Here is a 26,540-nt window from a genome sequence, read left to right as displayed (position 1 = left end):
GCACTGACAGGACACCCCGCCCCGACGTCGGCCACGCCGTGGAAGCCACCAGCATGAGGCTGGTCTGCTTTGACTCCCAGTACGGCAAGCTCAGGTCCTGAGGTGACCCGCGAAATGAATGGACGTACCGCCATGCAGGTGGCTAGGTTCCGTCTGGCCATTCGTCGTCTAGCGGCCTAGGACACGGCACGCGGGTTCGCCCGATGCGGAAACCCCGGTTCGAATCCGGGCGATGGCCACCTCAGCCACACCGCATGTACCGGGGCCGTCTCGCGTGCTGCTCAGCCCGACCCCGGCGGTTCACGGCTCAGCAGTCGTAGCGGTGGGTTGTGGGCCACGTGGGGCAGCTGCGGCAGACGAAGACATAGACGCCTCCACAGTCCCCCATGATCATTTCGTGGCTGCGGTGCTGCAGTTCCAGGTCGTCGGAGGTTTCCCAGCCGCAGCCGGGCCGGGTGCGCTCCTCGACCGGGAGCCAGCGGCCACACGATTCGCTCGCCGAGATGGTCAGCAAGTGTTCCATCCGGGAACCGCACGCACAGTGCGGCCAGTTCGGCGGCTGTGTCCAGCCGGGGTATCCGCCGACCTTGCTCTGCCGGGTGGTGAAGGCGTCGTAGTAGGAGATGCCACAGGACTCCGCCATCTCCTCGCTCAACTCGCCCACGCGCTCGGACAACTCCGCGGGCATGTCCCAGTTGGGGTACTCCACGGTCTCGGTGGGGTGTATCACGCAGGGGCGTGGGACGTACTCGTCATAGAACTCATAAGGCCGCGGCGCCTCGTCCAGCAGTGGCCGATCCGCCAGGTCAGCAACGGATCGCCAACGCAGCACCGGAACCGGCGAGTGCTGGTCGTGTTCGGAATGGATCAGCGGGCACCAGAGCACTTGGAGCACGTCGGCGCCGACCGGGAACACCAGTGCCGGAACGTCGTGGGCGATGAGCTGCAGCACGGGCACCAGGGAGACAGGGGCCGGCCCGACCACCGCGCAACCGCGGGCAGGGTTGTAGTGGTCGGGAGCCGTACACGTCGGCCAGGGCTCATCGGCGGGCCACAAGAGCGGCCCACCCAGCGAGCTCTCATCCCGTTCGGGGCTACCGGCGCGCGGGTACAGGAGTGTGGTTGCCCTCGCATACGGCACGAGGTCTGGAAACACTTCCGCGATCTCGTACGGAGCTGGCGGAACGGTAAGACTCATGATCACCTCCGGGGCGCGCATCGTAACGCGACTGGAGTCAGCCGACACCGCCCGTGCCACCTCGATGCGAACTATGGGCGCCACGGTCGCTGGGGTCTGCTTGGCTGGTCATATGGTCATGCGGGACTGGTGGCGGTTGGGTCCGGTCGCGATGGTTGCTGTACCTCGCCGCTGTACAGCCAGATCACCGGCTCACGATCCCCGCTTTGAAGGACGGCATTGACAGGGCACCCCGCGCCGACGTTGGCCACGCCATGGAGGCCCCCGCAGCTCCCGTGGGACAGGCCAGCACCTCACCGAGAGGCACTGGCTGAGGCCCGGATCCATGCCTGGCGATGGCGAGCAACGCCGTACACCTGCTCGACCTGCTCGGCCGTCAGCACCCCTGAGAGCGGCGCCAATGCCGCCACCTGCCGCTCCTGGTACACGCGCACGCTGAGCTGCGTAGCGACCACCTTCAAGTCGGTCACGCCGACGAAAACGAGCACCGGTTCCACCAGTACAGGAAAGCCGCAATAGCGCTCAAGCACTCGGGCCACCCGCTTGGCCTCCGCCCGGCTCTTGCGCGCGTAGGGCTCCGGCTTTCCGTGATCGACCTTCACGGAGTCGTCGCCGACCCATACAGCCCTTTTGTGGTGGTGCTTTGTATTGATGCTGAACACTCCACCGGGCCCGATCAGCAAGTGATCGACATCCACGTTGTCGGCCAAGGGAATGGAGTGCAGGACCCGCCAACCGCGACGCGCCAAGCGGTTCAGCTCGGCTCCCACCCTCTGCTCCCCCGCCAGGCCCTTCCGCCAGGAGTCCCACTCTGTGGGGCGCCGCAGGACCTGTGCGACGACTCGCTTGATCAGGCCTGGCCCGGATTTGTCGCGGAGAGACTCGCCGGGACGGTTGGCAGACAGGTCGTCGGCTGCCGTCAGAGGCGGCAGCAATGGGGGCGCCGCAGCCTCGGGCATCCTGGGCACCTTCTGTGGCGGGACCGGTTCGGGGTTGTTCCGTAAGTGGTCTGTCAGTACGGCGATCACGTCGTCGCGATACGCGGCGACCAGGACCGTGATGTCCCCCGTCTTCACATCTGCCCAGCCGACCGCTGTGCCATCAGGCAGGTTGGCGTACAGGCGATCATGTCCGTACCGCTTCCAGCGCGTGACCTTCAGCTCCACGAGTCCCCCTCGTCCGCTCTCGGCTCGAAGCGTCGCAGCAGGTAGGGCACAAAACGAGAGAGGCCCCGGACAAGTTGCCCGGGACCTCAGTGGGGTGCAGCGTGTCTCACTCGTACTCGCGAAGCAGGTCCTCAATCCGCCGGTTGGCGACGTCCTGTCGTCCATCGAGGCACTTCGCGTAGCGGGTCAGCAGGACCTCGACGCTGTTGCCGGCACGCTCGGCCACCTCGGTCGGGTCGACACCCGCGTTGAGCCACGTCGACAGTGCCGAGTGCCGGAGGTCGTACGGCCGACTCGCTAGCGGCGAGGAGGCCACGGACGGCGGGAGCGCTAGGAGTCGGGCTTCCTGCCAGACCCGGTAGTAGGTCGAGGAGGGGACGACCGATCCCCTCTCGCTGAAGAAGAGCCGTCCGTCGTCCGCCGTGCCGAAGGTCGCCAGGTGCTCGCGGAGTGCGGCGACCAGGTGGGGCGGGATCGGCACCCGCCGGACGTCCTCGACGGGCCGGTTCTTCAGACCGCGGTCGTCGTGGGTCTCCCCCGAGTCGGTCCACTGCTTGCCGACCGACGGACGCGTCCGGTGGAGCAGCGCCGATCCCCAGCCCTGTCCGGGGAGTTTCAGGTCCGTCTCGACGAGGCCGACCGCTTCAGCCGGCCGGAGACCGCCGAAGTACATGGCCGCGAAGAGACCCACCAGGCGCCGCCCACGGGCCCGCCGGTAGCCGCCCACGTAGGAGACGGCAGCCAAGAGATTGCGAGCCTGCTCGGGGTTCGCGACAACGCGAGGGTCGACCTGGCTGGAGACCTTCGGCTTCTGCCAGCGAACGGCCGTGATCGGGTTCTCGCGCAGCTCCCCCAGGTCGACCGCATAGTTCGCTGCGTTGACGAGGGTCCGCCGCTTACGCCGCACGGTTTCGGCTGCCGCGGCCGTACCGTCGAGCTTGAGTTTCAGTGAGTCCAGCACCGCACGGGCCGTCGCCGGTTCAGCGAGATCGGCTAGTGGCCGCGAGGCCTTCGACACCCAGTGAAGGACGTTCCGCACGTCGTCCGGGACGTCTCGGTCGTCGGGCCCCGGCAGGACGAAGGCCCAGTTGCGCAGCGCCTTGCGGATGGCTTGGTCGGACGGCCGTCCCGCCCGCTCGTCGAGGAGTTCCACCGTCACGCTGGTGAGGGATTCGTTGATGCCGTCGCGCGTATTGGGGGCGGCATGGGGCCACTTCATGGCGAGGTACCTGAGGGCGAAGTCGTACCAGGTCACAGCCGACTTCTTCGGTTCCATCGAGTCCGGAAGCCCGGACGCCTGGTCGAACTCCTCTCCGTCGCGCATCGCCCGCATGAGCTTCGCGCGGTAGTGATCGGCCAGTGCCTTCGTGCGGAAGGAGTCGGAGAAGACGTTGCCTGCCACGGACCACCGGACGCCGTACGAGGGCGTTTTCGTATCTCGTTTCCGTACGGCCCAGACCTTCACGTCGAGAGACTTCACGCGGCGGCCTCCAGCTGCCGCAGCCACGTGGTGAAGTCGCTCCGCCACACCCGGAGCTCCCCATTGGGCAGCTTGAACGCGGCCGGCCCGTACCCTAACTCCCGCCAGCGGTAGAACGTCCGGCGAGAGACCCCACCCAGCTCATCCAAGATCTGGGGAACGGTCATCAGCTCGTCGCGATGAGAGTTCACGTCGGTTCTCCTTCCGTTCCGAGGGCAGGTTCAAGGGACGCGGACAGCCAGGCTTCAGCGGCCGAGAGGCCGATTCCGGCGAAGACCCAGTGCGCGAGGACGTACGTCGTCTCGGGCTCCCGTTCGGGCAGCGCGGCGGCCGCTTGAGCTCGGCGCCAGTCGGCGCGGGCGGTGCGGAGGGCGCCGAGGGTGGTGGAGTAGCGGCGGGACTTGGTGGAGAAGTGGCCGCGGAAGCCGAGCATGTGCGCCCAGGCACGTAAGCGGAGGTGCTCCAGGTCCTTACGGGCGCCGAGGGCCCACGCGGTGCGGATCAGCCGGCTGGCGTGTTCGCTCAGCCTGGCTTGGGCCAGCTCGGCAAGGAACCGGAGCGGGCGGTCGAGGGTGCCGGTCGTGGTCTCGGCGCCCTTGGTGGCGTACTTCGCGATGTACGAGGCGACGGCCCGCTCGGTGAGTTCCTGGCCGTTGTCGAAGTCGGCGGAGCGGATCGGCCGGACGTCGAGCTGTCGGCCGAAGACGAAGGAGTGCCGACGGCCGTCGACCTCCGGACCGTCGACGCGCACGGCCGTCGCGGCGGCGCGTATGGCGTCGGCCAGCAGCTCGACGGTTGCCCAGGTCGGGGGTGGAGTGTCACCGCCCTCGGGGCCGTCCAGGCGGATGACCGCGTGGAAGTGGACCGCGCCGCGCTTCTGGTACTCGGCCACCTTCGCGAAGGAGAGACGGGCGTGATGGCGGAAGGCGCGTTGGGTGAGGCCGGCGCGCTTGGCAACCTCCCGACGGAGATAGATCGAGAAGCGCCGCCAGAGGAGCCCCGCGTGTGCGTTCCAGAGGACGGCGGCCTCGTAGTCGTAGGAGTCGGGAGTGAGTGGTGTTCCCAGGGCGGGGTCCTGCTCGTCGTGGTGGGTGCCGCAGCGGCAGGCACGACCGCCCGCGGGGCGGTTGTGGACCGGGCCGAAGCCGGGAGCGGTGAAGGTGGCGAAGACGCGCGGGTGGGTGGCTACCTGGTCCGAGGTGCCTTTGCCGCCGCGGAGTCCGGCAGTGATCAGGTGGAAGGTGTCGCGGCGGTAGGTCTCGGCGCAGGCCGGGCAGCGGGTCGCGCGTCGGTTGTTGCAGCGGACGAGGAGGTTGCCAGCCGGGAGGGCGGTGGAGTCGAGGTGGTGCAGGGCGCGGCCGATCTCGCCGGTCGCGATGTCGACCTCGTACTCGGTGCGGTGGCCGTCGAGGCGGATGGGGCGGGTGCAGCCGCCCAGGGTGGAGAGTTGGCGGGCCAGCTCGGGCAGGGCGCCCATGGAGGCCAGGGTGGAGAGTTCCGCCAGTGGGGGCGGAGTCTGCCGGGTGATGATGGGAGTTCCTTTCGGCTGTTTCGGCGGTGGGAGGGACGGCCCCGGGGCGGCGGGATGCTTGGCGGCTTGTTGCCGCCCCGGCGGCCGGTCAGCGTTTGTTGGCGCCGGTGACGAGGGAGCGCAGAACCACGGCGGCGATGGCCACCGACACGGCCGTGACGGCTACAGCGGCGAGCAGCGCGGTCAGGACGACTCCGACGACGACCACCGCGGCGATCGCGCCCACGTACGGGCTGAGGGAGTGGTGGCCGGCGGCGGGCGCCGGGGTGTGGGCGTGGTGGGTGCTGAGGGCGTTCGAGCTGGGCAAGGTCGGGACGTCGGGCAGCTTGGGGCGGAACACGGCGTGCCTCCTCCTCAGTCGTGGGTGCCGTTGACGACGTCGACGCCGGAGCGGGTGCCGGAGTCGATGGCCGGGGCGAGGAAGGTCCGGGAGAGCAGGAAGCCGAACAGCGCGATCACGACGACGATCCAGACGCGGACGCCGAGGAACTTGATCGCGGCCCATGCGATGAGCCCCAGGACGAGGACGAGCGGTAGTGAGACGGTCATGGGAGCTCCCTCAGCGGGCGGCACAGCGGTGGGTGCGGGCGGCGAGTTCGGCGGCGGCACGGCTGTCGTAGTCGGTGGAGAAGCCGCAGCGTGGGGCGGTGCAGGCGGCGGTGTGCTTCTCACGGCCGCGACCGTCGTAGTACGTGGCGACCTGGACGGGGCCGATGCGGACGACTCGGCGGAAGCGCGGGTTGGCGGGCATCAACCGGTTTCCTCCTGGTTGTCCGCGGTCTCGTTCGCTGCGGTCTCGTTCCCTCCGGTGAAGTCGGTGACGTGGTCGGCGAGCCAGCGCAAGATCTCGTCACCCTCGTAGCTGTCGGCGGCGAGGATGACGGGCTCGGCGATCAACATGGCTTCGGTGAGGCGGTTCTGTCGGGTCAGCTCAGCGGCGCGGTTCAGCGCGCGGAGCGTGGACGGGCGCAAGGTGGGATGTCCTCCGGGTCAGGCGATTTGGGCGGCGATGGCTTCGGCGAGCGGCAGCGGGACGCCGAGACGGACTCGAAGGGTCGAGGTGTCGATGGCCGTCCCGGTCCGGGTGTGGTGTTCGTCGGCGACCTTGCGGGCCAAGGCGACGAGGGCGGGCGGCACTGCGGAAGTGACGGGTGTGGCGGCCGGTAGCTCAGGGACCGGGGCGATCGGCTCTTCCGAGTCGAGCGGAGTCGGAGTCGTATCCGGTTCCGGGTCCGGTGTTGTCGTAGGGCCGCGGTGGGCGAGCAGGGTTCCGCCGAGGAAGGCGACCGCGGGCCATCCGGCGACGAGGATCCGCAGCCAGCCGGGCACGTCGCCCAGGTCGAGGAGGCCGGCGGTCGCGACGTTGGCGCCGAGCGAGGCCATCAAGGCGACGAGGAACCAGCACCACGCGGCGGCTTTCGATCCCCCGGCGCGGAGCCGGTGCCAGGCGGCGACGAGCAGAAGGTCGACCGAGACCGGATAGGCCCAGGCCTTCCATCCGCTCTGTCCGGCAGCGGCGGCGAGGTCGTGCAGGTGGGCGAAGGACAGGGCCCCGGCGATGACGGCCTGGACGAGGACCGCGTCCGCGCGGAGGGCGGGGCGGGACATCAGTCCGGCTCGCCGGGGTAGTCCGGGCCGTCGTTGGGGTCGTAGCCGGGCGGGAAGATGCCGGGCGGCGGCTCCGGGAGGGACGCGGCCAGAGACACGCCCACGGCTTCGACGAAGGTCTCGTCGGCGTTCGACTTGCCTGCGTACAGGGTGAGTTGTCCCATCAGAACGACGGTTCTGACGAAGTCCTCGCAGTCGGCGCACATGGTGGGTGCTCTCCTCCTTTCGAGCATGGCGGGGTAGGGACTCGGCGCGATGGCACGTCGAGTCAGGAGATGGGTGGGCTTATTCGGTGACCGGCTGCGGGTGGTTCACGGGCCCGGCAGGCTTCGCGGTCGGCGCGGGCGGGACGTAGGGCCGGAAGGGCGCGAGCGCCGGTACGTCGGGGGCGACGTGGGCCGTGTCGCGGCAGGTGGCCGCGGCGTCGGCGAGCGAGATGTACGGGGTACGGATGCGAGACCAGCCGCCGGAGGTGTCGCCTGCGACGGCGAGTCCGGGGCGTTCCGCGGGGATGGAGCAGGCGGCGTACACAGCCTCGGGGGCGATGTCGCCGAGTGCCATCTTGGCGGAGGCTTCGTCGTTGACGCGGTGGGAGACGCGGCCGGTGAGCTGTGCGCGGAGCATGGTGGCGCCCTTACCCAGCTCGGCGCCGAAGCGCTGTCCGCAGACCTCCAGGTAGATGCCGGCCGCGCGGCCGAGCTGGGCGAGCCGGATGAGCTGGGTAACCATCTCGTCCCGCCGTTCCTCTTCCTTGCGCGTCGCGACGAGGAAGAGTTCCGCCACTTCGTCGACGAACAGCACGATGGGTGAGGGCCGTTCGTCTTCCGGCAGGCCCCAGACGTCGGAGGTGATCAGTTCGTCCAGAGTGCCCGGGGCGATTCCCTGCCGGGCCTTGATCAGGTCGTATCGGTCCTCCATTTCCTTCACGAGCACCGGCAGCAGTTCGGCCGCCTGCTCGGGGTCGGTCGCCAGGGCGGAGAGCCGTGCGGCGAACGGCGAGAGTTCGACGCCGCGCTTGCAGTCGATACCGACCAGGACGACGGGCTGTGCGGCCAGGCCGGTGATCAGGTTGCGCAGGTACATGGACTTGCCCGACAGCGTGGCGCCGAGGACGAGTTCGTGAGGTACGGCCCGGTAGTCGCGGACGAACGCGGTCGCGTCCTCCCGCAGCGCCACCGGCACCCGTAAGAGATCGCCCTCTGCCCCGGTCCGGCGCGGCATCCGCACCGTCCGCAGGACGTCGAAGCCGACGAGCCGCAGTTCGACGACTCCGGGCTTGATGTCCCGTACGTACACGGCGTGGACACCCCAGGCGTGCCGGAGACGTTCGGCCGAGGCCGCCACGTCCGCCGGTTCCTGGCCTGGGGCGAGCCGGAGCCGCATACGCAGACCGGTCGAGGTGGGCCGGATGATGCCCCGACGGGGCGGCACCGGCCGGACTTCCCGTCGGGTGGTCGCCCTGATGGCCAGGGCCCGCCAGCGGGGAGGCGCGACAGTCAGGCCGCAGGCCTCCATGGTCGAGGAGTACGAGCCCAGCAGCCGGGCCACCGAGACCGGCAGCCCGACCGTGGACCAGTACGCAGCGGGGTGAGCGTGCCGAAGGTAGGCCGCGCCGCCTATCGCGGCGAGCGACCCGCCCAGCTCGGCCACCGTGACCAGGTCCGTCATGCGATCAGCCCGCCTCAGCCATCGAGAAGGCCCCCGGCATGACGGCGGTGGCCCGGTAGGCGATGCCGTGGCGCTGCTGGCCGTTGAACACGCTCTGCCAGGGGCGAGCCACGAGGCCCGGCAGTGCGACCGGCGCACCGACGGTCAGCCCGTCCGCCACCCCGCTTTCGGGAATAGTGACCTGGATCAGGGCCGACTCGCCCTCGTCGATGTAGACGACGCCCACGGTCATCAGGGCCTCGCCGCTCACGGCGTCCTTTGCGATCTCACCGGTCTGTCGGTCACGCACCTTCGGTGCCGGCGCTTCGGTGAGCAGGATCGTGGCGGCCGAGGCGTCGATACGGATCACACGCACAGAGAGTTCTCCTTCTGAGATCGATCAACCCATCACCTGACAGGTTGACTTAGCAAGTTCGAAATTAGAGTTGCCAGGTTGACTTGTCAAGTGCGAACGGTCATCAACTGCCCCTGTATTTAGCTCAGTTCAGGCGGTACGTGTCTTCGAGCTCCCGCCCATCGGCAGGAAGCAGCACGTCGGACACCTGTAGCGCCTGGCCCGACGCGTCAAAGGCGATGACCAGCACACTGAGGACGGGAACCCCGTCCGGCAGGCCGAGGAGTTCAGCTTCGTCGGCAGCGGGCAACCGAGCGGAGACCCGCTCCGTCACATGGTCGTAGCGGACCTTTTTCCGCCCCTCCAGGTGTTCCCGGACCCCGGAGCCCAGCGGCTCGGAGCTCCCGAGCTCGGTGCCGTCGACGAGGCCGGCGGGGAAGTACGACGAGACGAGCTCGACCGCATCCCCCTCCTCCTCGACCAGGAAGCGGCGCATCAGGACTTCGGCTCGCTTCGGCAGCCCGAGCGTGGAGGCGACACGCGCCGGAACGGGCACTCGATCCACCGCGACCAGCCGTCCCGGAGTCCGCAACTCATCACGCTCCAGCGCTTCACGCCCGCGCCGGTTCTTCTGCTCGACGGCAGCCGGCCGACCGCGCACGATGGTGCCGAAACCCTGCCGGGACTCCAGCCAGCCGTCACGCTTCAGCAGCTCCAGAGCGCGGACCACGGTAGGTCGGGACATCCCGAACGCCTGGACCAGCTGATTTTCACTGGGCACACGAGTACCCGGCGCGTACGTGCCATCCTCGATGCGGCGCTGGATCGTCTGGGCGAGGCGGACGTACTTAGGTGCCTCCACTTCATACGCCATGAACGCCGCCCGTCGAGATTGGCCAAGTCAACTGGTCAACCAGACTAGCGATAAATCCAATTACGCAATACCGCACCACCAAGCCGGCCTCAGTCGGGCCAGGCATCGGCCATCACGAAGGAGACGACTGTGCCACCGAAGCGGCTGGGCCCGGACCGCCAGGACTCCGCGATGGAGTCGACGAGCAGCAACCCACGCCCGTGCGCGTCATTGGCCTCGGGGCACCGCAGTCGCACGTTCGCCGGATACCCCGGATTGTGCACGTCGACTCGGAGGGAGGCTCCTTCACGGAACCACTCGACCTGGACGATCCACGGGTCGTCCAACCGGCCATAGACGACGGCGTTGGTCACCAGCTCGGAGAGCATCAGTACGCAGTCGTCGACCGAGCAGGCCGGGTTGTACGGAGCGATGAACTTCCGGAACCAGCGCCGGGCCCGGGGTACGGACTCCGCAACGGGGTGCAAGGTCATCGCACCGAGCCGCGGTGAGTCCGCAGAGGGATAGCGGTCGATCGTGTAACCCATCCGCGTTCACTCCCTGCCGCTGCCGTCGCAGTCGAGGCAGCGCCGTTTCGATGTGGGACGGACACGGTCGTTGACGGTGGAGAGCGCCAGGGACGTACGTGAGCCGACGCGCTTCCAGCCACGCCCACGACATCCCTGGCAAGGTAAGTGCGCGCCCTGATCCGGCCGCCGACTCGTCACACCGTGCCCCCTTCATGAAGTGGCCTTAGCCACTTACTGGATAGTGGCATTAGCCACCTGTGGCACGCAAGCGGTTCGCCGAAATGGCGAACCGTCAGCCGTCAGGTGAGGGGGTACCCCTGCTCGAACGCCCAGCGATGCGGCGGGTAGGTAGCCTCGGCAAACTCCAACGGCCGGTCCTGGAGATCGAACACCACATGGTTCACGATCAAGACCGCCGACCCCGAGTCCAGTTGGAGGTCCTGCGCCTCCTCGTCCGTCGCCTGCCGAGCGCACATGCGGTCCTCGGCGTAACTCCCCTGCCGTCCCGTCATGTTCTCGACGTACATCAAGGTGCCTTCTTGGATCCGTTCAGGTTCCAGGAGCTTGGGCGCCCGCTGCCCGACGTCCGGCGCGAACCACGAAGTGGACAGAGTGATGGGCCCGTCCTGGTTGTTGGTCACGCGCCGGCGGTGCACGGCCCGACGATCCTTCACCAGGCCCAGCGCCTCAGCGACGTGATCCGGAGCCTCCAGCCAGCCCGCCGAGGTGATCACCGCATACTCGCCAGAGGTGTAAATCTTCCCGGTCTGCCGCGCCCGCCCGTACAACTCTCGCGCCCGCCGGTTGACTTCGAGGCTGCGCACGTACGTGCCCGACCCCTGCCGCTTCTCGACGAGCCCCTGATGGCTCAGCGCCTCCAGAGACCGCGCTGCCGTCGGCCGGGACACCTTCCAGGTGGCCGCGAGTTGCCGTTCCGAGGGGACCTCGTCCCCCGGCCGCAGGTCACCCCGAAGGATCTGATCGCGGATGAAGTGAGCGATCTGGAGATACTTCGGCTGCGCCTCCTCGATCTGAGGCATGTCCCCTCCTCGTTCAAGTGGCTATGGCCTCTAGCCACTATAGGGTGAGTGGCCAGGGGTCGAACCCGTAATGTGGGGCGCATGACGCGGTTGATCGTCGCAGCAGGAGGAGGGGGCGACGCAGTCGCCGCCGCAATGCTTGACGCCGCTCTGTACGGCGACGAGCCCGAGCATGCAGTGATCCTCACGTACGCGTGGGACCGCTTGCTGATCGACCCGGTACCGGGCCCACGAGGCCCCGACAACTTCACGGACCTCGAACCCGTCACCCCCGCAGTCTGGTCGGTACCGGCCGACGCCCACCCGATCCCTCCCGCGGGATCCACACTCCCCCGCCTCGCGGCAGAGCTCCCGCACACCTTCGCCCTGATCGACCCGCGCCACGGCGCCGAGGGCATCACCCGCCAATTGGAAGAGCTGGTCGGCCACTTCAAGCCGACCACGATCGACCTGCTGGACGTGGGCGGCGACATCCTCGCGCGAGGCGACGAGCCGACGCTCAAGAGCCCTCTTGCCGACGCTCTGACGCTGGCAGCGTGCTGCCAGGTAGACGCTCCCATCCGGCTACTGGTCGCCGGCCCCGGCCTGGACGGCGAAGTCCCCGTCGACGACATACGCAGCCTGTTCGGCCCGCTCGTCTACAAGTTCACCGCGGAGAACACGGACCCGATCAGCTCGGTCCTGGAATGGCATCCCTCTGAGGCAACCGGGATGCTCGCCGCAACAGCGCGAGGTGTCCGAGGCATCTGCGAAGTCAGGGACGCCGGCATCCCCATCCCGCTCACAGACGAGGGCCCGACAGTCCACGAAGTGGACCTGGACGACGCCCTGAGCCGCAACGAGTTGGCTCGCGCGGTCCTGTCGACGACCACCCTGGACGAAGTCGAGACACTCAGCCGGGAAGTCTGCGGCTATTCAGAGATCGACTACGAGCGCAACAAGGCAGCGTGGCTCAAGGATCAGCAGGCAGCGAAGCTCGATCCCGACACGGCGCTGTCCCAGCTCGACGCGTTCGAGAGCGAAGCCCGAAGCCGCGGAGTCAGCCACACGACATTCCGCCGCCTCACTGAGGTACTGAACCTCAGCGGGTCACAACGTGGCGATCTGCGCCAACTGCTGATCAGCAACCGCCCGGAGCGATACGCAGCACCTCTGTGGCGAATTGCATGAGGAACGACCAAGTGCCTCCTTCCGCCGCTGATCTACCCGACCCACAACGAACACTCGCCCAAACCACGCGGGCAGGACAGACCGGCATGGCAGAGACAGGAAGATCCAGGAGGCCGCCCAGGCCGCTGAGCGAGCTGGCCAATGTCTATGACGTCCTGGAGGAGGTGCGGCTGCGCCCCGGCATGTGGGTCCGTCGCAGCTCGCTGCAACATCTGGACTCCATCCTGACCGGGTACCGCGTCGCCCTGGAGATCCACGGGGTGGACGAAGAGTTCGACTTCGTGCACACCGGTCCCTTCGCCCAATGGCTGTGGAAGCGGTTGGACATGGCGTATCCCAGCGCCCTGGGCTGGGCAGTCGAGATCGAGCGAGCCGCGGAAGCAGCCGACGTGCCCGCGATGGACCTGTTCTTCGACCTGCTGGACGAGTTCCGAGCCGCCCACCACGGCGCCCTGCCTTCAGCAGCGCAAGCGCATCAAGCGTCTCCCGAGGCCGAGCAACCTCACGCCACCGAGTGAGTTACAACCTTCTCTACTGGTTCAAGGCGGCTCGCTCCGCTCCCCGCGCGCAGCCCGACCCCCGGCCGGACCTGCGCTCCTGTCTCCGCCCCGCTCCAGCCCGGCCGGCGCCCGTGCCGCGCTCAAGGCGATCAGCCACCTGATGCCAGAGAAGGGGTACGTCGTGGCTGGGGCGGTCGGCTCCGCGGCTTTAGGCAGCCACTTTGGGGCGAGCCTCTAAGATCTTGGCCCCAACGTCGTGCTTTACCGGGCAGGTCCGCAGACTGCCCGACGCGCCGGAAGCTTACGGGGCCAAGATCACTCGCCCCAAAGCAGCTCCAGCCCAAAGCCGCTCCACCGACCTTGCACATAGAAGGAACCCGTACGATCAGCGAAACGCGCTTCAGGTCGCCACCTACTCAGAAAGCCAGCAAGCGTCAATGATGCGCTCTCGTATTCGTCTCTCGCTCGGCTTATCGATCTTTGGAGCGCTATATCGGATCGATGAGTGAGCGGGACCCAATTCTTCGTCTTCGTCGTCCGGCGAGTCCACGACACCAGCACCAGATTCCCGCACATCAGACACAAAGATACCGAAGACGTGATCGTCGGCATTCCTTTTAATGTCCTCGGGAGTCAGACTCAAAGACTTGAGCAACTCGTCCCGATAGACGGAAATACCGTCTGCGTCACACTTGAAAGCTCCAGGCGCTGGCGTGGGCGGCCCACCCTCCAGATTGGGCACTATGAAATTCGGCCTCGCCAACACCTTACGGAATACTGCACTTTCACCCGGGATAGCAGGATCATCCCACTGCCACTCTTCCGGCATATTTCACTCAAAGAGAGAGCGCCAGGCGGGATTCACTCTCTCAACCCGCGACGACATCTCGGAGAGTTCACGCCCAAACGTTCTGATCAGCGCGTATGCGTCCTGACTCGCAATCACCCGTTCCGCCAGCACCTGGTCCCCCCTGCAATCGGTGACGTAAAGGTAAGCCTCTCCGCCAGCGTCAACCTCAATAGCAGCCTTCTGTTTTCCCGCTCGCCACTCGGCAGAAATTCCACCCTCATAGTCGGTCACAAGAGTGGGGTAGACCGACGCGCCATCCGTGACCGCACGAAGAAGGCGCATCATGCGCTTGCAGGCCGCCGACGTTGTTGGTGGAGCATCATCGCCATCCCAACCGACAGGAAGAGCGGATAGCTCGTGCATTTTCTGCTCGGCGTACTGCAGCACTTGAGGAGTCGGCAAAACTTCCAGACCGACAGAAGCGCTGGCCGCCCTAAGCGTTGTATCTTCCAAATCTTGGTTCCCACCGGAGAACCGAAGGGTGCGCTCAATCAGTGAGTGCAGCTCTGGCGAAAAGGCTTCGGGCTTATCTACCTCGACTGGGCGCAACACCTCTTCGGACCTAGAAAATAGCGTCGCAAGGATCGACCCTAGGCTCGGGAATCGTTCTTTCGACGAGCGCGCGGAGTAGAGAACCGAGGCACTAGCGGCTTGCATCGAACGCCTCCCTCAGCTTGTCTTGGATCAGCGACTCAAAGGCGACCCTCTGGCGCTCCCTCAGATCGTCAAGGAATGAGGCGACATCCGCATTCCTGATCTCCCCGCGACGGTGCAGGTCGAAGTCCATAATGAAAGCAGCTTGATCAGCCACTTGATCGTCACTCGCCCACGTGAACGCAATCTTCACTGGCGCGTCAGTGTAGTTCACTTCCATTCGATCAAAGAAGGAGGTGAGTTGGCCAGGAAACCCTTCACCTGGCAGACCTTGCACGATAGTGAAGTAGTCCGAGAGGTTCACTGTGGTCTCCGGAAGAATGATCCGGTTCACATACCGCAATCCGAGCCCAGAAATCTCGGCTTCACCAATAACGTCACTGTACGAGCGGAGCGCATCTAGACACCTTCGCCGGAAGGACTCCCACCCTTCGTAAGGCGCAAGCGCGTGAATTCCAAGATTCCTTGGCGCTATCGTGAGAACCTGAGATTTATTTCGAAAGGCAACGCGCGATCCAGTCGAACCCAAACTAACCTGCTCAACACGAGATTCAGGAATCGTGTTGATACTGGCCTGCATGACCGAGCGTTCCTCTGGCTCTTCCGGATATTCGTCACGAACGAGCTCGTAAAAGCGTCCAGGAACTGTCACATTCCAATGCGACTCCGAGGCGAAGGAGAAAGTGCAAACAGCCTCTACGATAGGCGGGTTCTTATAAGTGCGCCGAGGTGTGTCGCCCCCCATGCCTGACCTCCCGGTCGCCTGTTGTCCTTAGTGCAATGCAGTCTGCGCGTAAGGTACAGCAAGCGTACGGCCTCCTCCCTGGGAGGACCATCGTGTTGACCCGATTGATGCCTTGGCTTCAAGTCCTCGAACACCAGCGCCGGCGGCGTGTCCCCGACTCGGTGCAGCTGCAGTCCAGAACAGCTAGCGAGGCCGACTGCGCAAGAGCAACAGGCATCCACGTTCCCAGGCTCTAGCACCGCCCGGAGCTCAGGGCCGCCCTGCCTGAGACCTGAGCAACATCGGCCGACAGTCCAGTGTGCCCTGGTGCGCCCCTCTCGCGCTGCTCCCCCACTTGACCATGTGCCCTCATAAAGGGATTCGGTATCGCAACAACAGCCACGGCGCACTGATGGGCTGCCCGTCAGCACAAATGGCTGAAGATGATCTTCTGGAGCGCTCGGTGGGGACGGCTTCGACAGGAGCTCTTCCAGAACGCGACCACCACTCTGGCGAGCTTGGGCGGCATTCTCGCCGTGACATCCGGGGTCGCGGCGACCCTCCAAGCGTTGTTCGGCGGCGGCTGGTAGTGCAGCACTGAGCGTCCAACTGCGTAAGGACACCAACACACAGGAGCAGGCACCCGAGGTCGCCAGCGGACCGGTACCGCAGGTGAAGCACGCACTAGGTCAGAACCCCGGCGGCACCCACAGTTGCCTCGGGGCGGAGCCGTTGCTCCGTCAACGTTTCCCGCATGACCGCCGAAGCCTCAGCCTGCCCTGAGTACAGCTAGCCCATGAAGTCCGGCGGCTTAGTTGTTTCTCAGGGGGAGGCGATGGCTGGCGGACCTGCCGGACCCTGTGGAGGTGTGCTGGTCGGCATGTCTGGTGACGCTGGGCTGACCGACCGCATGAGCCTTTGCAGGCCTGCCCGGTGCCGGAGCGGGGTGAGTGGTGGACTGCGGTTAGCCGCAGAACTCCTTCAATCGCCCCCATAGCCCAGCCGCGTCCTCGACGTCCTGCTCACCGGCCAGGAGGTACTTCCACGTGACCCCTTGGACCTGCGGGGAGGAGTTGGCTGTGTTGGCCCACTTCTTCGCTGCGCGCCGTTTGGCCTGGACTTCCGCAGTGGGCATGTCCTTGTCGCTCTTCGTCTCTACGAGCCAGCCGAAGCGTTTCCCTTGGATCTCCTCAATGACGACGAAGTCCGGGTTGTAGTTCCGACGGTCCGTGGTCCACTGGATCGGCACGTCGTTGTTGTGCAAGCGTGCCCAGACGACGACGGTGTCGCTGCTGTCGATCAGCCCCGCCGCCTGGAACTCGGGAGTGCTGTCGAACCAGGCGTGGCTGTACAGGTTCTTCTGCCATCCGTTGAACGCCAAGGCCTTGTCGAAGGTGCCGTCTGCGTGTCCGGCTTCCTGTTTCCGCTGCGCTTTGCGGATCTTGTCGATCGCCAGCCATTCGACATCGTCGGTGTACGTGATCTGGGTGGGGTTGAAGTCCCGGAGTGTCTTGCTGATCTGCCTGGCGAGTCGCTGCCCGCATACCTCGACGAAGGCCGACAGCAATTCCTGGGCCTCATCGCCCATAGCCTCGATGACGCAGTCGACGATCCTCTCTGCAGCCCCGAGTTCGTTCTTACGGTTCGGTACATCCTTGGTCGACATGACCCGGCGGATGAGTTCCTTGCGGGTCTCCGAGAGCGGGATATCCAGGGGCAGAGCGGCCTTTATCGAGTCTTGGGCTGTCTCTGCGCGGACCTGGGCCTTTTGCCAGTTGTGGCTCGCGGACAACTTAGTGCGGCGCAGATCATCGGAGTGCTCGGTGGCCAGAGCCCGCCCGAGGCGCTGGAACGGCCCGTACTCCTCAGGGTCGATGTCGTTCAGGCTGACCGTTGTCGGCTGGGATACGGAAATGAGCCGAGGAATCACGATCGGCTCCCGGTCCGGCAGCGGCGGGTACTCGATGATCGTGTCGGACTGCGCGTCCTTCCTCGCCTGGCGTGCCCGGCTCTCCTGATCCACGATCTCAACGATGGGAGGTGCGGTTACTGATCCCGGGGCTGACTTGAGATCGCCCGGCTCTGGCGACAGCAAGAACCCTTCGCTGATTACAGAATCTCCGGTCCGGGCCGGCGCGGAAGGCCGAGCAGCCGGAATGACCGGGCCGGGCGAAGGGATTACCGTCTGGCGGACCTCCAAGCTACCGTCGGCCGCTCTCCGGAGGTGCGCGTAGGTGCCGTAGTCGATGAACGCCTCGTTGAGGACGCTGCGCTTCTTCAGCAGGTCGCCGTACTTCTCGTGAGCCAGGACCTCGAGGGTGTCGAGGAACTCAACCTGTGTATAGCGTCCGAAGGGAAGCCGCATGCCGCGGCCAAGGGTCTGTTCGGTGAGCACCGTGGATACCGAGGCACGCATGGATGCGATGACGTAAACGTTCTTGACGTCCCAGCCCTCCTTGAGCATCCCTATGCTGATGATAATCCGCACGGGCGAGTCGGGTTCCTCCACCGCTTGCAGGTCAGCGAGGGCCTTCTCCTTCTCGTCGCCTTTCAGCTTCGAGTGCACGAGCAATGTCTTGCCGACCCAGGCGCCGGCGTCGAAGGAGCTGGAGTCAAGGACGTCTTGGTACTCCCTCGCCTCTTCAATTGTCCCAGCGATGACCAGCATGACCGGGTTCACCGGCGCCAGGTCATGCTCAGTGCAGTACGCGTCGGCCGCTGCGCCCTTGTACCGCAGAAGGTTGACGCCATCGAGGAGCTTGGTCTCCGTGTCGGCGCGGTCGTCACGGCGCGCAACCATCACCGGGGTCTTGACCAGTTCGTCCGCGATGGCTGCAGCGAGCGGATACCTGAATGCGACCAAGTCCTCGTCGGCCCTTGCCGGTGTGGCGGTCAGGCCGACCACGAGTTCCGGCTTGAGGTCGGTGATGGTCTGGGAGAACGCCGGTCCGCGGTAGCAGTGGTGCTCATCGGCGAGGATCACCAGGTCCTCGAGACGGGCGAGGCGTTCGAAGAACGAGGCGCCTAGGTTCTCGGAGTGGACATGGGTGGCGCGTCCCTCGCCCGTGGACGTGGTCAGTGCCTGAACGGTGAAAATGTACAGCTTGGTGACACTCGCGTCGTCCATGGCAACCCTAGTGGCAGGCGCGTTGAAATTGTCAGCTGTGACGACGTAGGGGGCCGTGCGCATCACGGTTCGCAGTGACTTGGGTTTACCGGGCGTGAAGTTCTGCACCGACTTGTCGCGGATGGTGCGGCCAGGCGCCAGCAGAAGGAAGTTCCTTACCGGACTCTCGGCGCCTGCCAGGTACTCCATGAGCCCAGCCATCACGTAGGTCTTTCCGACACCGGTCGCCGAATCGACGATGCATTCGAAGGGGTCGGAGCTCTCCTGGACGTCGTAGTGATCGGAGGCGCGGAGGATCACCGACTCGATGGCCTTGCGGTTGGGTTCACGCAGGTCGAGACGGTGTGCTACCTCGTCGAGGAGATCGGCCTGGAACCGCAGCTCGCCCATCAGACACTCTCCCTCTCGGCCCCTGCGGGAGCGGATTCCCCCGTCTCCGTGGTGATACGGGGTGGCGGTACGGCTCGGCCAGCCCCGAACGGGGCCTTCGAGGCGGACTTGCGGCGGTAGTTGTCCAAGACCTTGTCTGGGATCAGTTCGAGCTTGGATCCGGGTCGGTCGACCCTCAGTGTCTCGGATGCGTCGCTGTCGATCTGGGTGGCCCAGATCTCGACGACCTCGCCCTCGGGGAGCCGGTCTAGGACGGACGCGATGGTCCCTTTCCCGACCATCCCGTCGATCACGAGATAGCGGGTGCGGCCCTGGCGGCCAGCGAAGATGTCGTCGGGTTCGTAGGGCACGGATAGTTGAGCACACATCGCCTCGGCGAGCGCCCCCTGGGTTGCCCAGTCGGCGAGCACGACAATGCCGGCGACCTCCTCAAACATGGACTCTCCGACGCGCAGGTGCGTGAAGCCGCCACCCCCATGCCAGTTAAGGGTTGTGACGTTCTTGGTCTTGGTGGCGGCCTTCAATACCTTGATGGTCTTTTCGTCGAGTTCGACCGAGTTCGCCTTGGCCAGTTTGCTGAGCACCCGATTGAACTCCTGCGCGTCCTCTGGAGAGACCCCCTCGGGTAGCTCCATGTCGTCTTCGCCGTCACCGGTAACCGCGGCTATTCGCTCGGTGATGGTGGTGACGCCTCCGGGATCCTCTCCGTTAACGACCTTCGTCAGGCGAGGAAGCAGGAACCGGCTCACGTTGGAGGAGGCCAGCTCACAGGTCACCCACCGGCGTCCCATCTTGTGGGCGACCGCCGCCGTCGTGCCGGATCCACCAAAGCAGTCCAGAACGATGTCGCCTGGGAGCGACCCGATATGAACAATACGGGCGATCAGCTGCTCCGGCTTGGGGGTGGCGAACGGGTGCTCGTCCGGGAAGAGGTTCCTGATCTCGTTCTTCCCGCGCAGATTGCCGCCGACCTCGCTGCCCAGCCACAAGGTTTCCGGTACCCGGCCGTTGTCCTCGAGGTGCTTCTTGCGCTGGATCTGCTCCCGAAGGCCGAGCATGACCAGGTCCGGCCAGTGACCGGCGTCGAAGCGCGCTCGGGCTTTCACGGCGGCTTCTTCGAGCGGAACGGACAGCGCGATCGCGGGGACCCCGGGCTTCACCTTGTCCGGTGTCGTTCCGCATATCCGGGCCCGCTCGGCCTCGTCGCCGATGTCACGAAGCTCATATGGGGCATATTCGGACATTTGCTCGAACATCCATGACTGCGCCTTGCCCCAGCAACGACCCGGCGACGGATACATCCGTTTCCCGGTGACCGGGTGCTCGATCGCGTAAACCATCGGCTGGTGCGTAGCGGCGCCGCCCGCAGTTGCGTCACCGTCGCGCCAAGGGACTGGGTCTCCGTCCCGAGACTTGTAGCGGGACGTGTTCGAAACGGCGAGCCTCGGCATGCGGTTCGGGGTCCAGGACTCACTCTTGCGGTAGACGAGAATGGTGTCCTGCGACGTCGAGAGCCCCTTTGTATCGTTCCGGGGCGAGTCAGCCTTCTGCCAGGCGACTTCGGCGACGAAATTGTGCTCGCCCAGCTCCTCATCCAAGACCACGCGGCACCGGTGGGACTCCGTGTGGTCCAGATGAACCCACACGGAGCCGTCCTCGGCCAGCAGCGGCCTGATCTGGCGGATGCGGTCTCTGAGCAGGGTGAGCCAGATCGAGTGCGCGATGCTGTCCTCGTACTGCGAGAACGCCTGACCGGTGTTGAACGGCGGATCGATGTAGACCAGCTTCACCTTGCCGAGATACCTGTCGGCGTAGGCCGGAATCTTCGCCAGGGCGTCAAGGACGTGCATGGCGTCGCCAGTGACGAGGAGATTGCCTTCGGTCGGCTCCGGCAGCTCAGCTGGCCGCTCCTGGGGCGTGGCGGCCGCGACCCGACTGACCTCGTGGAACAACCGGACCTCGGAGACGCGGTAGTCCGACGAGTCGACGAATGAGTAGTCATACCTGCCGTCACCCGTGGACAGGAGAGTCTTGTCCTTGTCCGTCCAGGTGAGTTCAAGCCGTCCCTGGTGACGGGACGTCAATTTTGATGCCATGCAGCGTCCTTGAGGATCGAGTCTTGATCTTATCCTCGCGTACAGATCGTGCTGGGTATACAGGAATCATCGCTTCCTCTCGACGATCTCCGTTCTGCTGATCCGAGTGACCTGTCTCTCGCGTCGAACGTGACTCCGCGCTCAGGTGGGGCGGTTGCACTTCACCAGGACGCTTCTGAGGCTCATCGGCGTCCTTCGAGGCGGTTGTCGACGAGGAGCCTGCGGCCGGTGGCGAGCTGATCGGAGTCGGCGAGTTCGAAGCGGTCATCGGCAAGGCGCCCGTTCCGCACTGGATGCAGTGCGCGACGCTTGCAAGTCCCGGACCGTCTAACGTGAGGCGTCGAAGAGGCCGGCCAACGACGTGAGCCAGGCGAAGCGTTAAGCGGTCTTGGTCCAGGAGACCTACACGCTGTTCAGCGGCACCCCGCACGACGACGCGGGTGCCATCCAACACTTCACCTGGTCGCGGACGGGCGCCGTTATCGCTGTAGCGACAGCTGTCGGGCTACGCGCCCGCGCGGAGGACCTGCCCTAACGGGCACTGCCGCCACCAGGCAACCTGGGACAGGAGCCGCCCTGAACTGTCTGGCGTGCCGCGGACCATCTGTGGACGAGGAGTCACTCGAGAGGCCATGGGGAGACCCGTGACCTGCGAAAATGCTGAACAGTGAAGGGCCCTCCGGAGCCGTGTGCGCAGGTTCGAATCCTGCCGGGGGCACTCTCCTAGGAACAGCAGCAATCAGGTGCTGACCAGGGCGGATGTCGACATGGAAGAGCGGGAGACAGTGTCACTGTCTCCCGCTCTTTCTCGTTGTTGCGCACGGATCCCGGATGAGGGGCGTATGAGTGGCACAAGGGGCCGGTGCGGCAAGGGGAACTTCCTCATAGGGCACCACGCGTGGGGTCGGTTGCCGTACACCTGCTGGGGGTAACCGGTCGAGACGAGAACTGCTCGAACCTCTGCCGGTCGGCAGCGACGATGCGGCGGCCCGCTCTGGCTGCAGTCCGCGCTGGAGGCTCCTACGTGTTCTGGGGCAGCACTACCCCGGCTTAGCCGCTACTGAGGTTTTCGGTTCGGGGTGACTTCACGACGGAGCAGGGATCAGATCAGTCCGGTTTCGGTGATGAAGCCGTCCAGCAGGCCTCGAGTTCGTCGGCGGTGCGCGGGGCGAGGTTGCCCAGACCGTTCTTCAGGTGTGCCCATACGCCGTCAGCCGGGTGCGGATCGGGCGTGTACGGCGGGAAGCGGAAGACGGTCAGGCGTCTGCGGGCTACGAGCAGCTTGCGCATTGCGGCGTCGACGTGATGGGTGCAGTTGTCCCGCACCAGCACAACGGGCCCGCCGAGCTGCTGGTGAGCCGCGTCCAGCGGTCAGGCGGAGTCCTTCCCCCGAAAGCCATTCTTCGCGCCCTTGCCGCCGTGGTGGGCCGGCATCCGGTCCGGGACGACTGCGGGAGCGACGAGGGAGGCCAAGGTGTCGGCGGTGATGCATGTGCGCTGTCCGGACCGGCTGCCGGAGGAGACTCGCCGGCAAGTACTGGAGCGGCTCACGCAGTTGTCGCCGGTGGTCCAGGCGCTGCCGCAGCCGGCGCACCGGGGCGAGCTGCTCGCGGAGGAGGCGGCCGAGGTGGCCGAGGCGTCGCTCACCTCGCCGCTCGACAGCCTCGCCCACGAGCCGGCCGACGTCGGCTGCATCGCGTACGGCACCGCCCTCGTGCACGGCATCGACCTCGACGGGCCTGACGGCCAGGTCGCGCGGCGTGCGGATGGCCAGGTACTCAAGGGCGGGTACTACGAGGCGCTCGACGTGTCGACGGTGCCGCGCCGCCAGGGCTGGGTGCCCGACGGCGCGGCCTGACGCCTGCCGGCTACGGTGTGCCGCCGCCCGCCAGCTTCCACTCCCGGTGCAACGTGCCCAGGGGCAGGTCCCGCTGGAGGACGGGGGTGCCGAAGACGGACAGCTGCAGGCGCAGGGTGCCGCTGAGGTCGACACCTCCGTACACGGCCCATACGGCTTTCGCGTCGAGCCTGCCGTCGCTGCCGGTGACCGTGCCGGTGGCCTCGCCGCGCAGGTAGGGCGCGAGGTCGGCGGCGACGCCCACGGCGCCGTACAGGCCGACGGTCGCCTGTGCGCCGAGCGCCGCCCGTACGGAGCCCGCCGTGGTGACCGAGGTCCGTACCGGCGTGGCCGTCATGTCGGAGGAGCTGACCGGGGTCCACCCCTTGGCGGGGGAGAAGGTGCCGCCCGCCCGGAAACCGCCCTTGACGTCCTGCTCCACGTCGACGGTGACGGTGCCGTCGCCGCTGATCTGGACGTAGCAGGTGAGGTCCAGGTTGACCACGACCGGGACGGGGCCGACCTGGAGCACGGGGTCCGCGTGCAGCTTGGCGAACGGGATGCGCACCGGCGTGGTGGCGCCCGCCGCCCGGCCCTTGAGCGCCCAGCCCGAGGTCCAGTCGCCGGACACGCCCAGGTAGGCGGAGGCGGGCGCGGTCCCGTAGCCCGCGCCGCCGTAACGGAAGTCGACCTGCGGGGCGACCTGGACGTAGCCGGAGACCGAGGCGGCGGCGGAGACGGGTGCGCCCGCGGCGGTGGGCACCTCGGCCCGTACGTCCAGCCGCAGGCTGCCGAGCGGGACCTCGGCGCCCTGCGGGCCCACGTGGACGTCGCCCGCCTTGGTCCAGGAGAGGTCGACGTCGGGCAGCAACTTCTCGACGTCGAAGGCGGCCGGGTCGACCGGCACGGTGCCGCGTGCCGTGTCGTCGCCGAGCAGCGCGTCGAGGGTGGCGGGTTCGGTCTGCACCTCCGTGCCCGCGTCCGTCTCGCCGACCACCTCGGTGACCTTGGCGAGCAGTCCGTGCGGCGCGCCGGGCGCGGGGGCGCTGGCGATCACGTCGCCGACGGCGGCGCGGTGGGGCGTTCCGGAGGGGGAGGGGGTCGACGAGGGCGACGGGCGGTGCGCGGCCTTCGGCGCGATGACCGCGCGTCGGGTTTTGCTGTCGTACGAACTGACGGCGAGCGTCGTGTCGTGGACCGTCTCCGCACCGGAACGTCCCGGGTGGGCGGTGGCGGTCGCGGCGTCCGCCGGGGCCGCGGCGACGGCGAGCGACCGTTCGGAGGAGGAGGCGGTGCCGGTGGTGGCGGTGGCCTGTCCGCCGGCCGCAGCGGCGGGCGGGTCGGCGGACCGCGACGGCGAGGAGCAGCCGGCGGCGAGGAGGAGGGCGGCCGTGGTCAGTAAGGGCATGAGGGCACGCGTGTGCCCACGCCTCGTGCGTCTGCGCAAGGTCAAGTCCTGAGGGGGGTGGTGGGGGGTGGCAAAGGGAAAACCGTCACCGGCGAGTCCTACTGACGAGTACTACCGGTCGGTAATGAGGCATGAGCATGGCATGGGAAGTACATGGGCACTCCACGATCCGGCCACAGGCGGTTGTGATCTGCGCCACGGGATTCGTGTCAGTTCGCCCCCGTGCCCACCGCCCTCCGGCGGTCGCGGCGTCCGACATCAGCCGCGCCCGGCGCAGTCCTGGCGCATCCATTTCCACAAAGTCATCGGGTGGACCCCGAAGTCGGTGACCACCTGCTCCACCGCCACATCCGGACGCGGTTCCTCGCGCCCCGCACGACGTCGTGCAGCGGACCCGACTTCCTCGCCGGCGAACTGTCCGCGTGGGACGTGCAGGCCATCCGTCCAGACGCATTCATCGAGGCGCAGGTCGGTCGCTTCCCCGACCTCTCAGGGCAACGCGACGTCGTACCGCGCTCGGGTGCTGTTTGGATCGTCGGTATGACGGACTGGGCTCGGCTCCACCACGCTCATGGCACCGCAGAAGACATTCCCGGGCTGCTCGACGCAGTGCGTCCGGACCCGAAGGATCCCGGCTGGGACGCACTCTGGTCCCGGCTGTGCCATCAGGGCAGCGTCGGGACGGCGAGTTACGCGGCCTTGCCCGCTCTGACCGAGATGGCGCGCCGGTGGTCGGTCGCGGACCGGCAGATGCCGCTGGCCCTGGCCGGCTCCATCGTGGCCAGCACGGATCATCCCTTCGGCGACGACGATCCCCAAGTGGCCTACGCCTCCCAGATATCCGAACTGGCGCAGCTGACCGAGGAAGCCCTTGGGGCTCCGGAGCACACCGGCGATCCCAGCACTTACGTCCATCTGCTCGGCATGCTGCTCAGTTTCCAGGGCGTCGAGGTCTGGGGCGAGGAGCTCGACGGGCTGAGCGACGAGGAGTACGAGGTGCCCTGCCCCTCGTGCGAGACGGAGAACTTCATCGTCTTCGGCGAACACGGCTTCTTCTCGACCACCGACGGCATGTACATGAAGCCGTCCTCCGCTGCGAAGCAGGTGCCGCTGCGCCCGCGGGACCCCGCGGCTCTGGAAGGAATCGGCCGGAAACTCCACTGCCGCGCGCTCACGGACGGCTACCCGGACGTCGCGCACCAATTGACCTACGTTTTCGGGGACGCCCAGTGCGCCGAGTGCGACGTGACCTTCAGCGTCGAGGAAGCGATCATCTCCCGGCAGTACTGATGGCGCCTTCCTCGAAGACGAAGAACGGCTTGGCGCCGCGGGCGGGGGTTTCGGCCAGCGCGATGGCTTCGGTGAAGCGTTCCAGCGGGAACGGGCGGCCCTCCGGGATGGTCAGGACGCCGTCGGTGACGAGGGTGCGGACCTCGGACAGGGCGTCCAGGGCGTCCGCGGGCGAGGCGGTGCCGAACCAGCGGTTCAGCCAGAAGCCACGGACCGTCTTGGTCTCGTAGATGACCGAGCGTGCGGGCAACGGGATCGTCAGCGCTGCCGGGTCGGTCTGCCGGTGGGTGGAGAGCGCGCCGTAGACCACGACCTCTCCTCCCGGAGCCAGCGCCTGGGACACCTGGGCGCCCACGTCGCCCGCGACACAGTCGAGGGCCTTGTGCACGCCGGCCGGTCCCGCGATCTCGGCCACGCGCTGCACCAGGTCCTCGTCCGCCGTGCAGACGACCTCGTCACCGCCGAGCGCCTTGATCTCCTCGACGGCGTCGCGCCGTCGGACGACATTGATCGTGGGAATGCCCAGATGCCGGGCCAGCTGGATGACGAGCCGGCCGACGGTGGAGCCCGCGGCCGTCTGCAACAGCCACTCCCCCGGCTGTACGTCGAGTTCGCGGGCCACCAGGAGCAGTGCGGTCAACGGGTTGACGGCGAGTTGGCAGGCGTCGGAGTCGCTCAGGCGGCCGGACACCGGCAGGAGCCTTCGCGTGTCGGCGACGAGGTACTCCTGCCAGGTACCGGTCGCGCGTGCCCCGGGTACCGCCGGGATCGCGGCGTGCACCACGCGCTCGCCGATGCTCAGCGCGCCGGCGTCCGGGCCGAGGGCCTCGATCCGGCCCACGCACTCCATGTGGCCGCCGACAGCGGGAAACTCCGGGGAGAAACCGTAGCGGCCACGCAGCACGTGCAGATCGCTGGCGTGGACCGGAGTCGCCTTCACCCGGATCAACGCCTGACCGGCTTCCGGTGTGGGGACAGGACGGGATTCCAGTCGCAGGACATCGCCCGGTTCGCCGACCTTCTCGGCCACGAGCGCGCTCATGGTGGGGGGCATGGGCATGGGATCTCTCCTTCAGCCGGGCTCGG

26 protein-coding genes, 1 tRNA gene and 1 pseudogene are annotated in these 26,540 nt (G+C 66.9%); 5 read left to right on the top strand and 23 right to left on the bottom strand.

Going from position 1 to position 26,540, the window contains the following annotated elements:
* Positions 1–155 precede the first annotated feature (155 nt).
* Positions 156–239 (top strand) — tRNA-OTHER (locus ACZ7OY_RS27000).
* Between the two features lie 68 nt (positions 240–307).
* On the opposite strand, the gene ACZ7OY_RS26995 is transcribed toward ACZ7OY_RS27000, so the two are convergent.
* From ACZ7OY_RS26995 to ACZ7OY_RS26920, 16 genes are all read right to left on the bottom strand, one after another.
* Positions 308–952, bottom strand: coding sequence for a hypothetical protein (locus tag ACZ7OY_RS26995; RefSeq protein ID WP_471913741.1), 645 nt, complete (start codon positions 950–952; stop codon positions 308–310).
* A 539-nt stretch (positions 953–1,491) separates the two neighbouring features.
* On the bottom strand, positions 1,492–2,364 hold the full coding sequence (locus ACZ7OY_RS26990; RefSeq protein ID WP_471913740.1) for a nuclease-related domain-containing protein: 873 nt from the start codon (positions 2,362–2,364) through the stop codon (positions 1,492–1,494).
* A 106-nt stretch (positions 2,365–2,470) separates the two neighbouring features.
* A complete protein-coding gene (locus tag ACZ7OY_RS26985; protein ID WP_471913739.1) occupies positions 2,471–3,844 on the bottom strand; it encodes a tyrosine-type recombinase/integrase in 1,374 nt (457 codons plus the stop codon).
* Positions 3,841–4,011 (bottom strand): helix-turn-helix transcriptional regulator, encoded by a 171-nt coding sequence (locus ACZ7OY_RS26980; RefSeq protein WP_355803087.1) that lies wholly within the window; start codon positions 4,009–4,011, stop codon positions 3,841–3,843. The genes ACZ7OY_RS26985 and ACZ7OY_RS26980 overlap by 4 nt, the downstream gene beginning before the upstream one ends.
* Positions 4,012–4,031: 20 nt before the next feature.
* The gene (locus ACZ7OY_RS26975) at positions 4,032–5,321 is read right to left on the bottom strand and encodes a replication initiator (protein WP_471913738.1); all 1,290 of its coding nucleotides are present in this window, start codon (positions 5,319–5,321) and stop codon (positions 4,032–4,034) included.
* 142 nt (positions 5,322–5,463) lie between these two features.
* Entirely contained in the window at positions 5,464–5,715 is a 252-nt protein-coding gene (locus ACZ7OY_RS26970) for a SpdD protein (protein ID WP_471913737.1), read from the bottom strand.
* A gap of 14 nt (positions 5,716–5,729) precedes the next feature.
* Positions 5,730–5,924 (bottom strand): hypothetical protein, encoded by a 195-nt coding sequence (locus tag ACZ7OY_RS26965; RefSeq protein ID WP_359562385.1) that lies wholly within the window; start codon positions 5,922–5,924, stop codon positions 5,730–5,732.
* Between the two features lie 10 nt (positions 5,925–5,934).
* Positions 5,935–6,126, bottom strand: coding sequence for a mobile element transfer protein (locus ACZ7OY_RS26960; protein ID WP_079309352.1), 192 nt, complete (start codon positions 6,124–6,126; stop codon positions 5,935–5,937).
* Positions 6,126–6,347 (bottom strand): RING finger protein, encoded by a 222-nt coding sequence (locus tag ACZ7OY_RS26955; protein WP_471913736.1) that lies wholly within the window; start codon positions 6,345–6,347, stop codon positions 6,126–6,128. Before ACZ7OY_RS26955 ends, ACZ7OY_RS26960 begins: the two co-directional genes overlap by 1 nt.
* 18 nt (positions 6,348–6,365) lie before the next feature.
* On the bottom strand, positions 6,366–6,983 hold the full coding sequence (locus ACZ7OY_RS26950; protein WP_471913735.1) for a DUF2637 domain-containing protein: 618 nt from the start codon (positions 6,981–6,983) through the stop codon (positions 6,366–6,368).
* Complete coding sequence (locus tag ACZ7OY_RS26945; protein WP_471913734.1) at positions 6,983–7,189, bottom strand: hypothetical protein; 207 nt, start codon at positions 7,187–7,189, stop codon at positions 6,983–6,985. Before ACZ7OY_RS26945 ends, ACZ7OY_RS26950 begins: the two co-directional genes overlap by 1 nt.
* Positions 7,190–7,268: 79 nt before the next feature.
* The gene (locus tag ACZ7OY_RS26940) at positions 7,269–8,651 is read right to left on the bottom strand and encodes an FtsK/SpoIIIE domain-containing protein (RefSeq protein ID WP_471913733.1); all 1,383 of its coding nucleotides are present in this window, start codon (positions 8,649–8,651) and stop codon (positions 7,269–7,271) included.
* Positions 8,652–8,655: 4 nt separating this feature from the next.
* Positions 8,656–9,006 (bottom strand): SCO3933 family regulatory protein, encoded by a 351-nt coding sequence (locus tag ACZ7OY_RS26935; protein WP_471913732.1) that lies wholly within the window; start codon positions 9,004–9,006, stop codon positions 8,656–8,658.
* Between the two features lie 124 nt (positions 9,007–9,130).
* A complete protein-coding gene (locus ACZ7OY_RS26930; RefSeq protein WP_471913731.1) occupies positions 9,131–9,859 on the bottom strand; it encodes a GntR family transcriptional regulator in 729 nt (242 codons plus the stop codon).
* Positions 9,860–9,948: 89 nt separating this feature from the next.
* Positions 9,949–10,386 carry an ATP-binding protein gene (locus ACZ7OY_RS26925; RefSeq protein WP_471913730.1) on the bottom strand — a complete coding sequence of 146 codons (438 nt, stop codon included), beginning with the start codon at positions 10,384–10,386 and terminating at the stop codon, positions 9,949–9,951.
* Positions 10,387–10,667: 281 nt separating this feature from the next.
* Positions 10,668–11,408: a GntR family transcriptional regulator gene (locus ACZ7OY_RS26920; protein WP_471913729.1), complete on the bottom strand. Its 741-nt coding sequence runs from the start codon at positions 11,406–11,408 to the stop codon at positions 10,668–10,670.
* 81 nt (positions 11,409–11,489) lie between these two features.
* Here ACZ7OY_RS26920 and ACZ7OY_RS26915 point away from each other — a divergent pair, with 81 nt between their 5' ends.
* Both ACZ7OY_RS26915 and ACZ7OY_RS26910 read left to right on the top strand, forming a co-directional pair.
* On the top strand, positions 11,490–12,578 hold the full coding sequence (locus ACZ7OY_RS26915) for a DUF1152 domain-containing protein (RefSeq protein WP_471913728.1): 1,089 nt from the start codon (positions 11,490–11,492) through the stop codon (positions 12,576–12,578).
* A gap of 86 nt (positions 12,579–12,664) precedes the next feature.
* A complete protein-coding gene (locus tag ACZ7OY_RS26910) occupies positions 12,665–13,096 on the top strand; it encodes a hypothetical protein (RefSeq protein WP_471913727.1) in 432 nt (143 codons plus the stop codon).
* An 814-nt stretch (positions 13,097–13,910) separates the two neighbouring features.
* Here the strand turns inward: ACZ7OY_RS26910 and ACZ7OY_RS26905 are convergent.
* The 5 genes and pseudogenes from ACZ7OY_RS26905 to ACZ7OY_RS26885 form a co-directional block, all read right to left on the bottom strand.
* Positions 13,911–14,585, bottom strand: a complete 675-nt coding sequence (locus tag ACZ7OY_RS26905) for a hypothetical protein (protein WP_471913726.1) — start codon at positions 14,583–14,585, stop codon at positions 13,911–13,913.
* Positions 14,572–15,327 carry a TIGR04255 family protein gene (locus ACZ7OY_RS26900; RefSeq protein WP_471913725.1) on the bottom strand — a complete coding sequence of 252 codons (756 nt, stop codon included), beginning with the start codon at positions 15,325–15,327 and terminating at the stop codon, positions 14,572–14,574. The genes ACZ7OY_RS26905 and ACZ7OY_RS26900 overlap by 14 nt, the downstream gene beginning before the upstream one ends.
* 943 nt (positions 15,328–16,270) lie before the next feature.
* On the bottom strand, positions 16,271–18,823 hold the full coding sequence (locus ACZ7OY_RS26895; RefSeq protein WP_471913724.1) for a DEAD/DEAH box helicase family protein: 2,553 nt from the start codon (positions 18,821–18,823) through the stop codon (positions 16,271–16,273).
* Positions 18,823–20,919 carry a site-specific DNA-methyltransferase gene (locus ACZ7OY_RS26890; protein ID WP_471913723.1) on the bottom strand — a complete coding sequence of 699 codons (2,097 nt, stop codon included), beginning with the start codon at positions 20,917–20,919 and terminating at the stop codon, positions 18,823–18,825. Before ACZ7OY_RS26890 ends, ACZ7OY_RS26895 begins: the two co-directional genes overlap by 1 nt.
* A gap of 1,102 nt (positions 20,920–22,021) precedes the next feature.
* Positions 22,022–22,356: pseudogene (locus ACZ7OY_RS26885) on the bottom strand (IS630 family transposase); the annotation flags it as partial.
* A gap of 37 nt (positions 22,357–22,393) precedes the next feature.
* On the opposite strand from ACZ7OY_RS26885, the gene ACZ7OY_RS26880 reads away from it, so the two are divergent.
* Complete coding sequence (locus ACZ7OY_RS26880) at positions 22,394–22,777, top strand: pyrophosphohydrolase domain-containing protein (RefSeq protein ID WP_471913722.1); 384 nt, start codon at positions 22,394–22,396, stop codon at positions 22,775–22,777.
* 10 nt (positions 22,778–22,787) lie between these two features.
* Here the strand turns inward: ACZ7OY_RS26880 and ACZ7OY_RS26875 are convergent, their stop codons facing one another.
* On the bottom strand, positions 22,788–24,164 hold the full coding sequence (locus tag ACZ7OY_RS26875; RefSeq protein WP_471913721.1) for a hypothetical protein: 1,377 nt from the start codon (positions 24,162–24,164) through the stop codon (positions 22,788–22,790).
* Between the two features lie 309 nt (positions 24,165–24,473).
* On the opposite strand from ACZ7OY_RS26875, the gene ACZ7OY_RS26870 reads away from it, so the two are divergent.
* Positions 24,474–25,454, top strand: coding sequence for a hypothetical protein (locus ACZ7OY_RS26870; protein WP_471913720.1), 981 nt, complete (start codon positions 24,474–24,476; stop codon positions 25,452–25,454).
* Here the strand turns inward: ACZ7OY_RS26870 and ACZ7OY_RS26865 are convergent.
* A complete protein-coding gene (locus tag ACZ7OY_RS26865; protein WP_471913719.1) occupies positions 25,435–26,514 on the bottom strand; it encodes a zinc-dependent alcohol dehydrogenase family protein in 1,080 nt (359 codons plus the stop codon). The genes ACZ7OY_RS26870 and ACZ7OY_RS26865 overlap by 20 nt on opposite strands.
* Positions 26,515–26,540: the final 26 nt, after the last annotated feature.

The sequence above is a fragment of the Streptomyces sp. NPDC107559 genome, assembly GCF_055657365.1.
This window is presented reverse-complemented; position numbering and strand designations above follow the sequence as displayed.

Excerpts from the sequence above, each read along its gene's own strand:
- ACZ7OY_RS26960 (WP_079309352.1), bottom strand. The coding sequence starts at position 6,126 with ATGCCCGCCAACCCGCGCTTCCGCCGAGTCGTCCGCATCGGCCCCGTC.
- ACZ7OY_RS26910 (WP_471913727.1), top strand. The coding sequence starts at position 12,665 with ATGGCAGAGACAGGAAGATCCAGGAGGCCGCCCAGGCCGCTGAGCGAG.
- ACZ7OY_RS26895 (WP_471913724.1), bottom strand. The coding sequence starts at position 18,823 with ATGGGCGAGCTGCGGTTCCAGGCCGATCTCCTCGACGAGGTAGCACAC.
- ACZ7OY_RS26980 (WP_355803087.1), bottom strand. The coding sequence starts at position 4,011 with ATGACCGTTCCCCAGATCTTGGATGAGCTGGGTGGGGTCTCTCGCCGG.
- ACZ7OY_RS26950 (WP_471913735.1), bottom strand. The coding sequence starts at position 6,983 with ATGTCCCGCCCCGCCCTCCGCGCGGACGCGGTCCTCGTCCAGGCCGTC.
- ACZ7OY_RS26900 (WP_471913725.1), bottom strand. The coding sequence starts at position 15,327 with ATGGGGGGCGACACACCTCGGCGCACTTATAAGAACCCGCCTATCGTA.
- ACZ7OY_RS26965 (WP_359562385.1), bottom strand. The coding sequence starts at position 5,924 with ATGACCGTCTCACTACCGCTCGTCCTCGTCCTGGGGCTCATCGCATGG.
- ACZ7OY_RS26930 (WP_471913731.1), bottom strand. The coding sequence starts at position 9,859 with ATGGCGTATGAAGTGGAGGCACCTAAGTACGTCCGCCTCGCCCAGACG.
- ACZ7OY_RS26940 (WP_471913733.1), bottom strand. The coding sequence starts at position 8,651 with ATGACGGACCTGGTCACGGTGGCCGAGCTGGGCGGGTCGCTCGCCGCG.
- ACZ7OY_RS26915 (WP_471913728.1), top strand. The coding sequence starts at position 11,490 with ATGACGCGGTTGATCGTCGCAGCAGGAGGAGGGGGCGACGCAGTCGCC.
- ACZ7OY_RS26890 (WP_471913723.1), bottom strand. The coding sequence starts at position 20,919 with ATGGCATCAAAATTGACGTCCCGTCACCAGGGACGGCTTGAACTCACC.
- ACZ7OY_RS26875 (WP_471913721.1), bottom strand. The coding sequence starts at position 24,164 with ATGCCCTTACTGACCACGGCCGCCCTCCTCCTCGCCGCCGGCTGCTCC.
- ACZ7OY_RS26975 (WP_471913738.1), bottom strand. The coding sequence starts at position 5,321 with ATGGGCGCCCTGCCCGAGCTGGCCCGCCAACTCTCCACCCTGGGCGGC.
- ACZ7OY_RS26905 (WP_471913726.1), bottom strand. The coding sequence starts at position 14,585 with ATGCAAGCCGCTAGTGCCTCGGTTCTCTACTCCGCGCGCTCGTCGAAA.
- ACZ7OY_RS26925 (WP_471913730.1), bottom strand. The coding sequence starts at position 10,386 with ATGGGTTACACGATCGACCGCTATCCCTCTGCGGACTCACCGCGGCTC.
- ACZ7OY_RS26945 (WP_471913734.1), bottom strand. The coding sequence starts at position 7,189 with ATGTGCGCCGACTGCGAGGACTTCGTCAGAACCGTCGTTCTGATGGGA.
- ACZ7OY_RS26920 (WP_471913729.1), bottom strand. The coding sequence starts at position 11,408 with ATGCCTCAGATCGAGGAGGCGCAGCCGAAGTATCTCCAGATCGCTCAC.
- ACZ7OY_RS26865 (WP_471913719.1), bottom strand. The coding sequence starts at position 26,514 with ATGCCCATGCCCCCCACCATGAGCGCGCTCGTGGCCGAGAAGGTCGGC.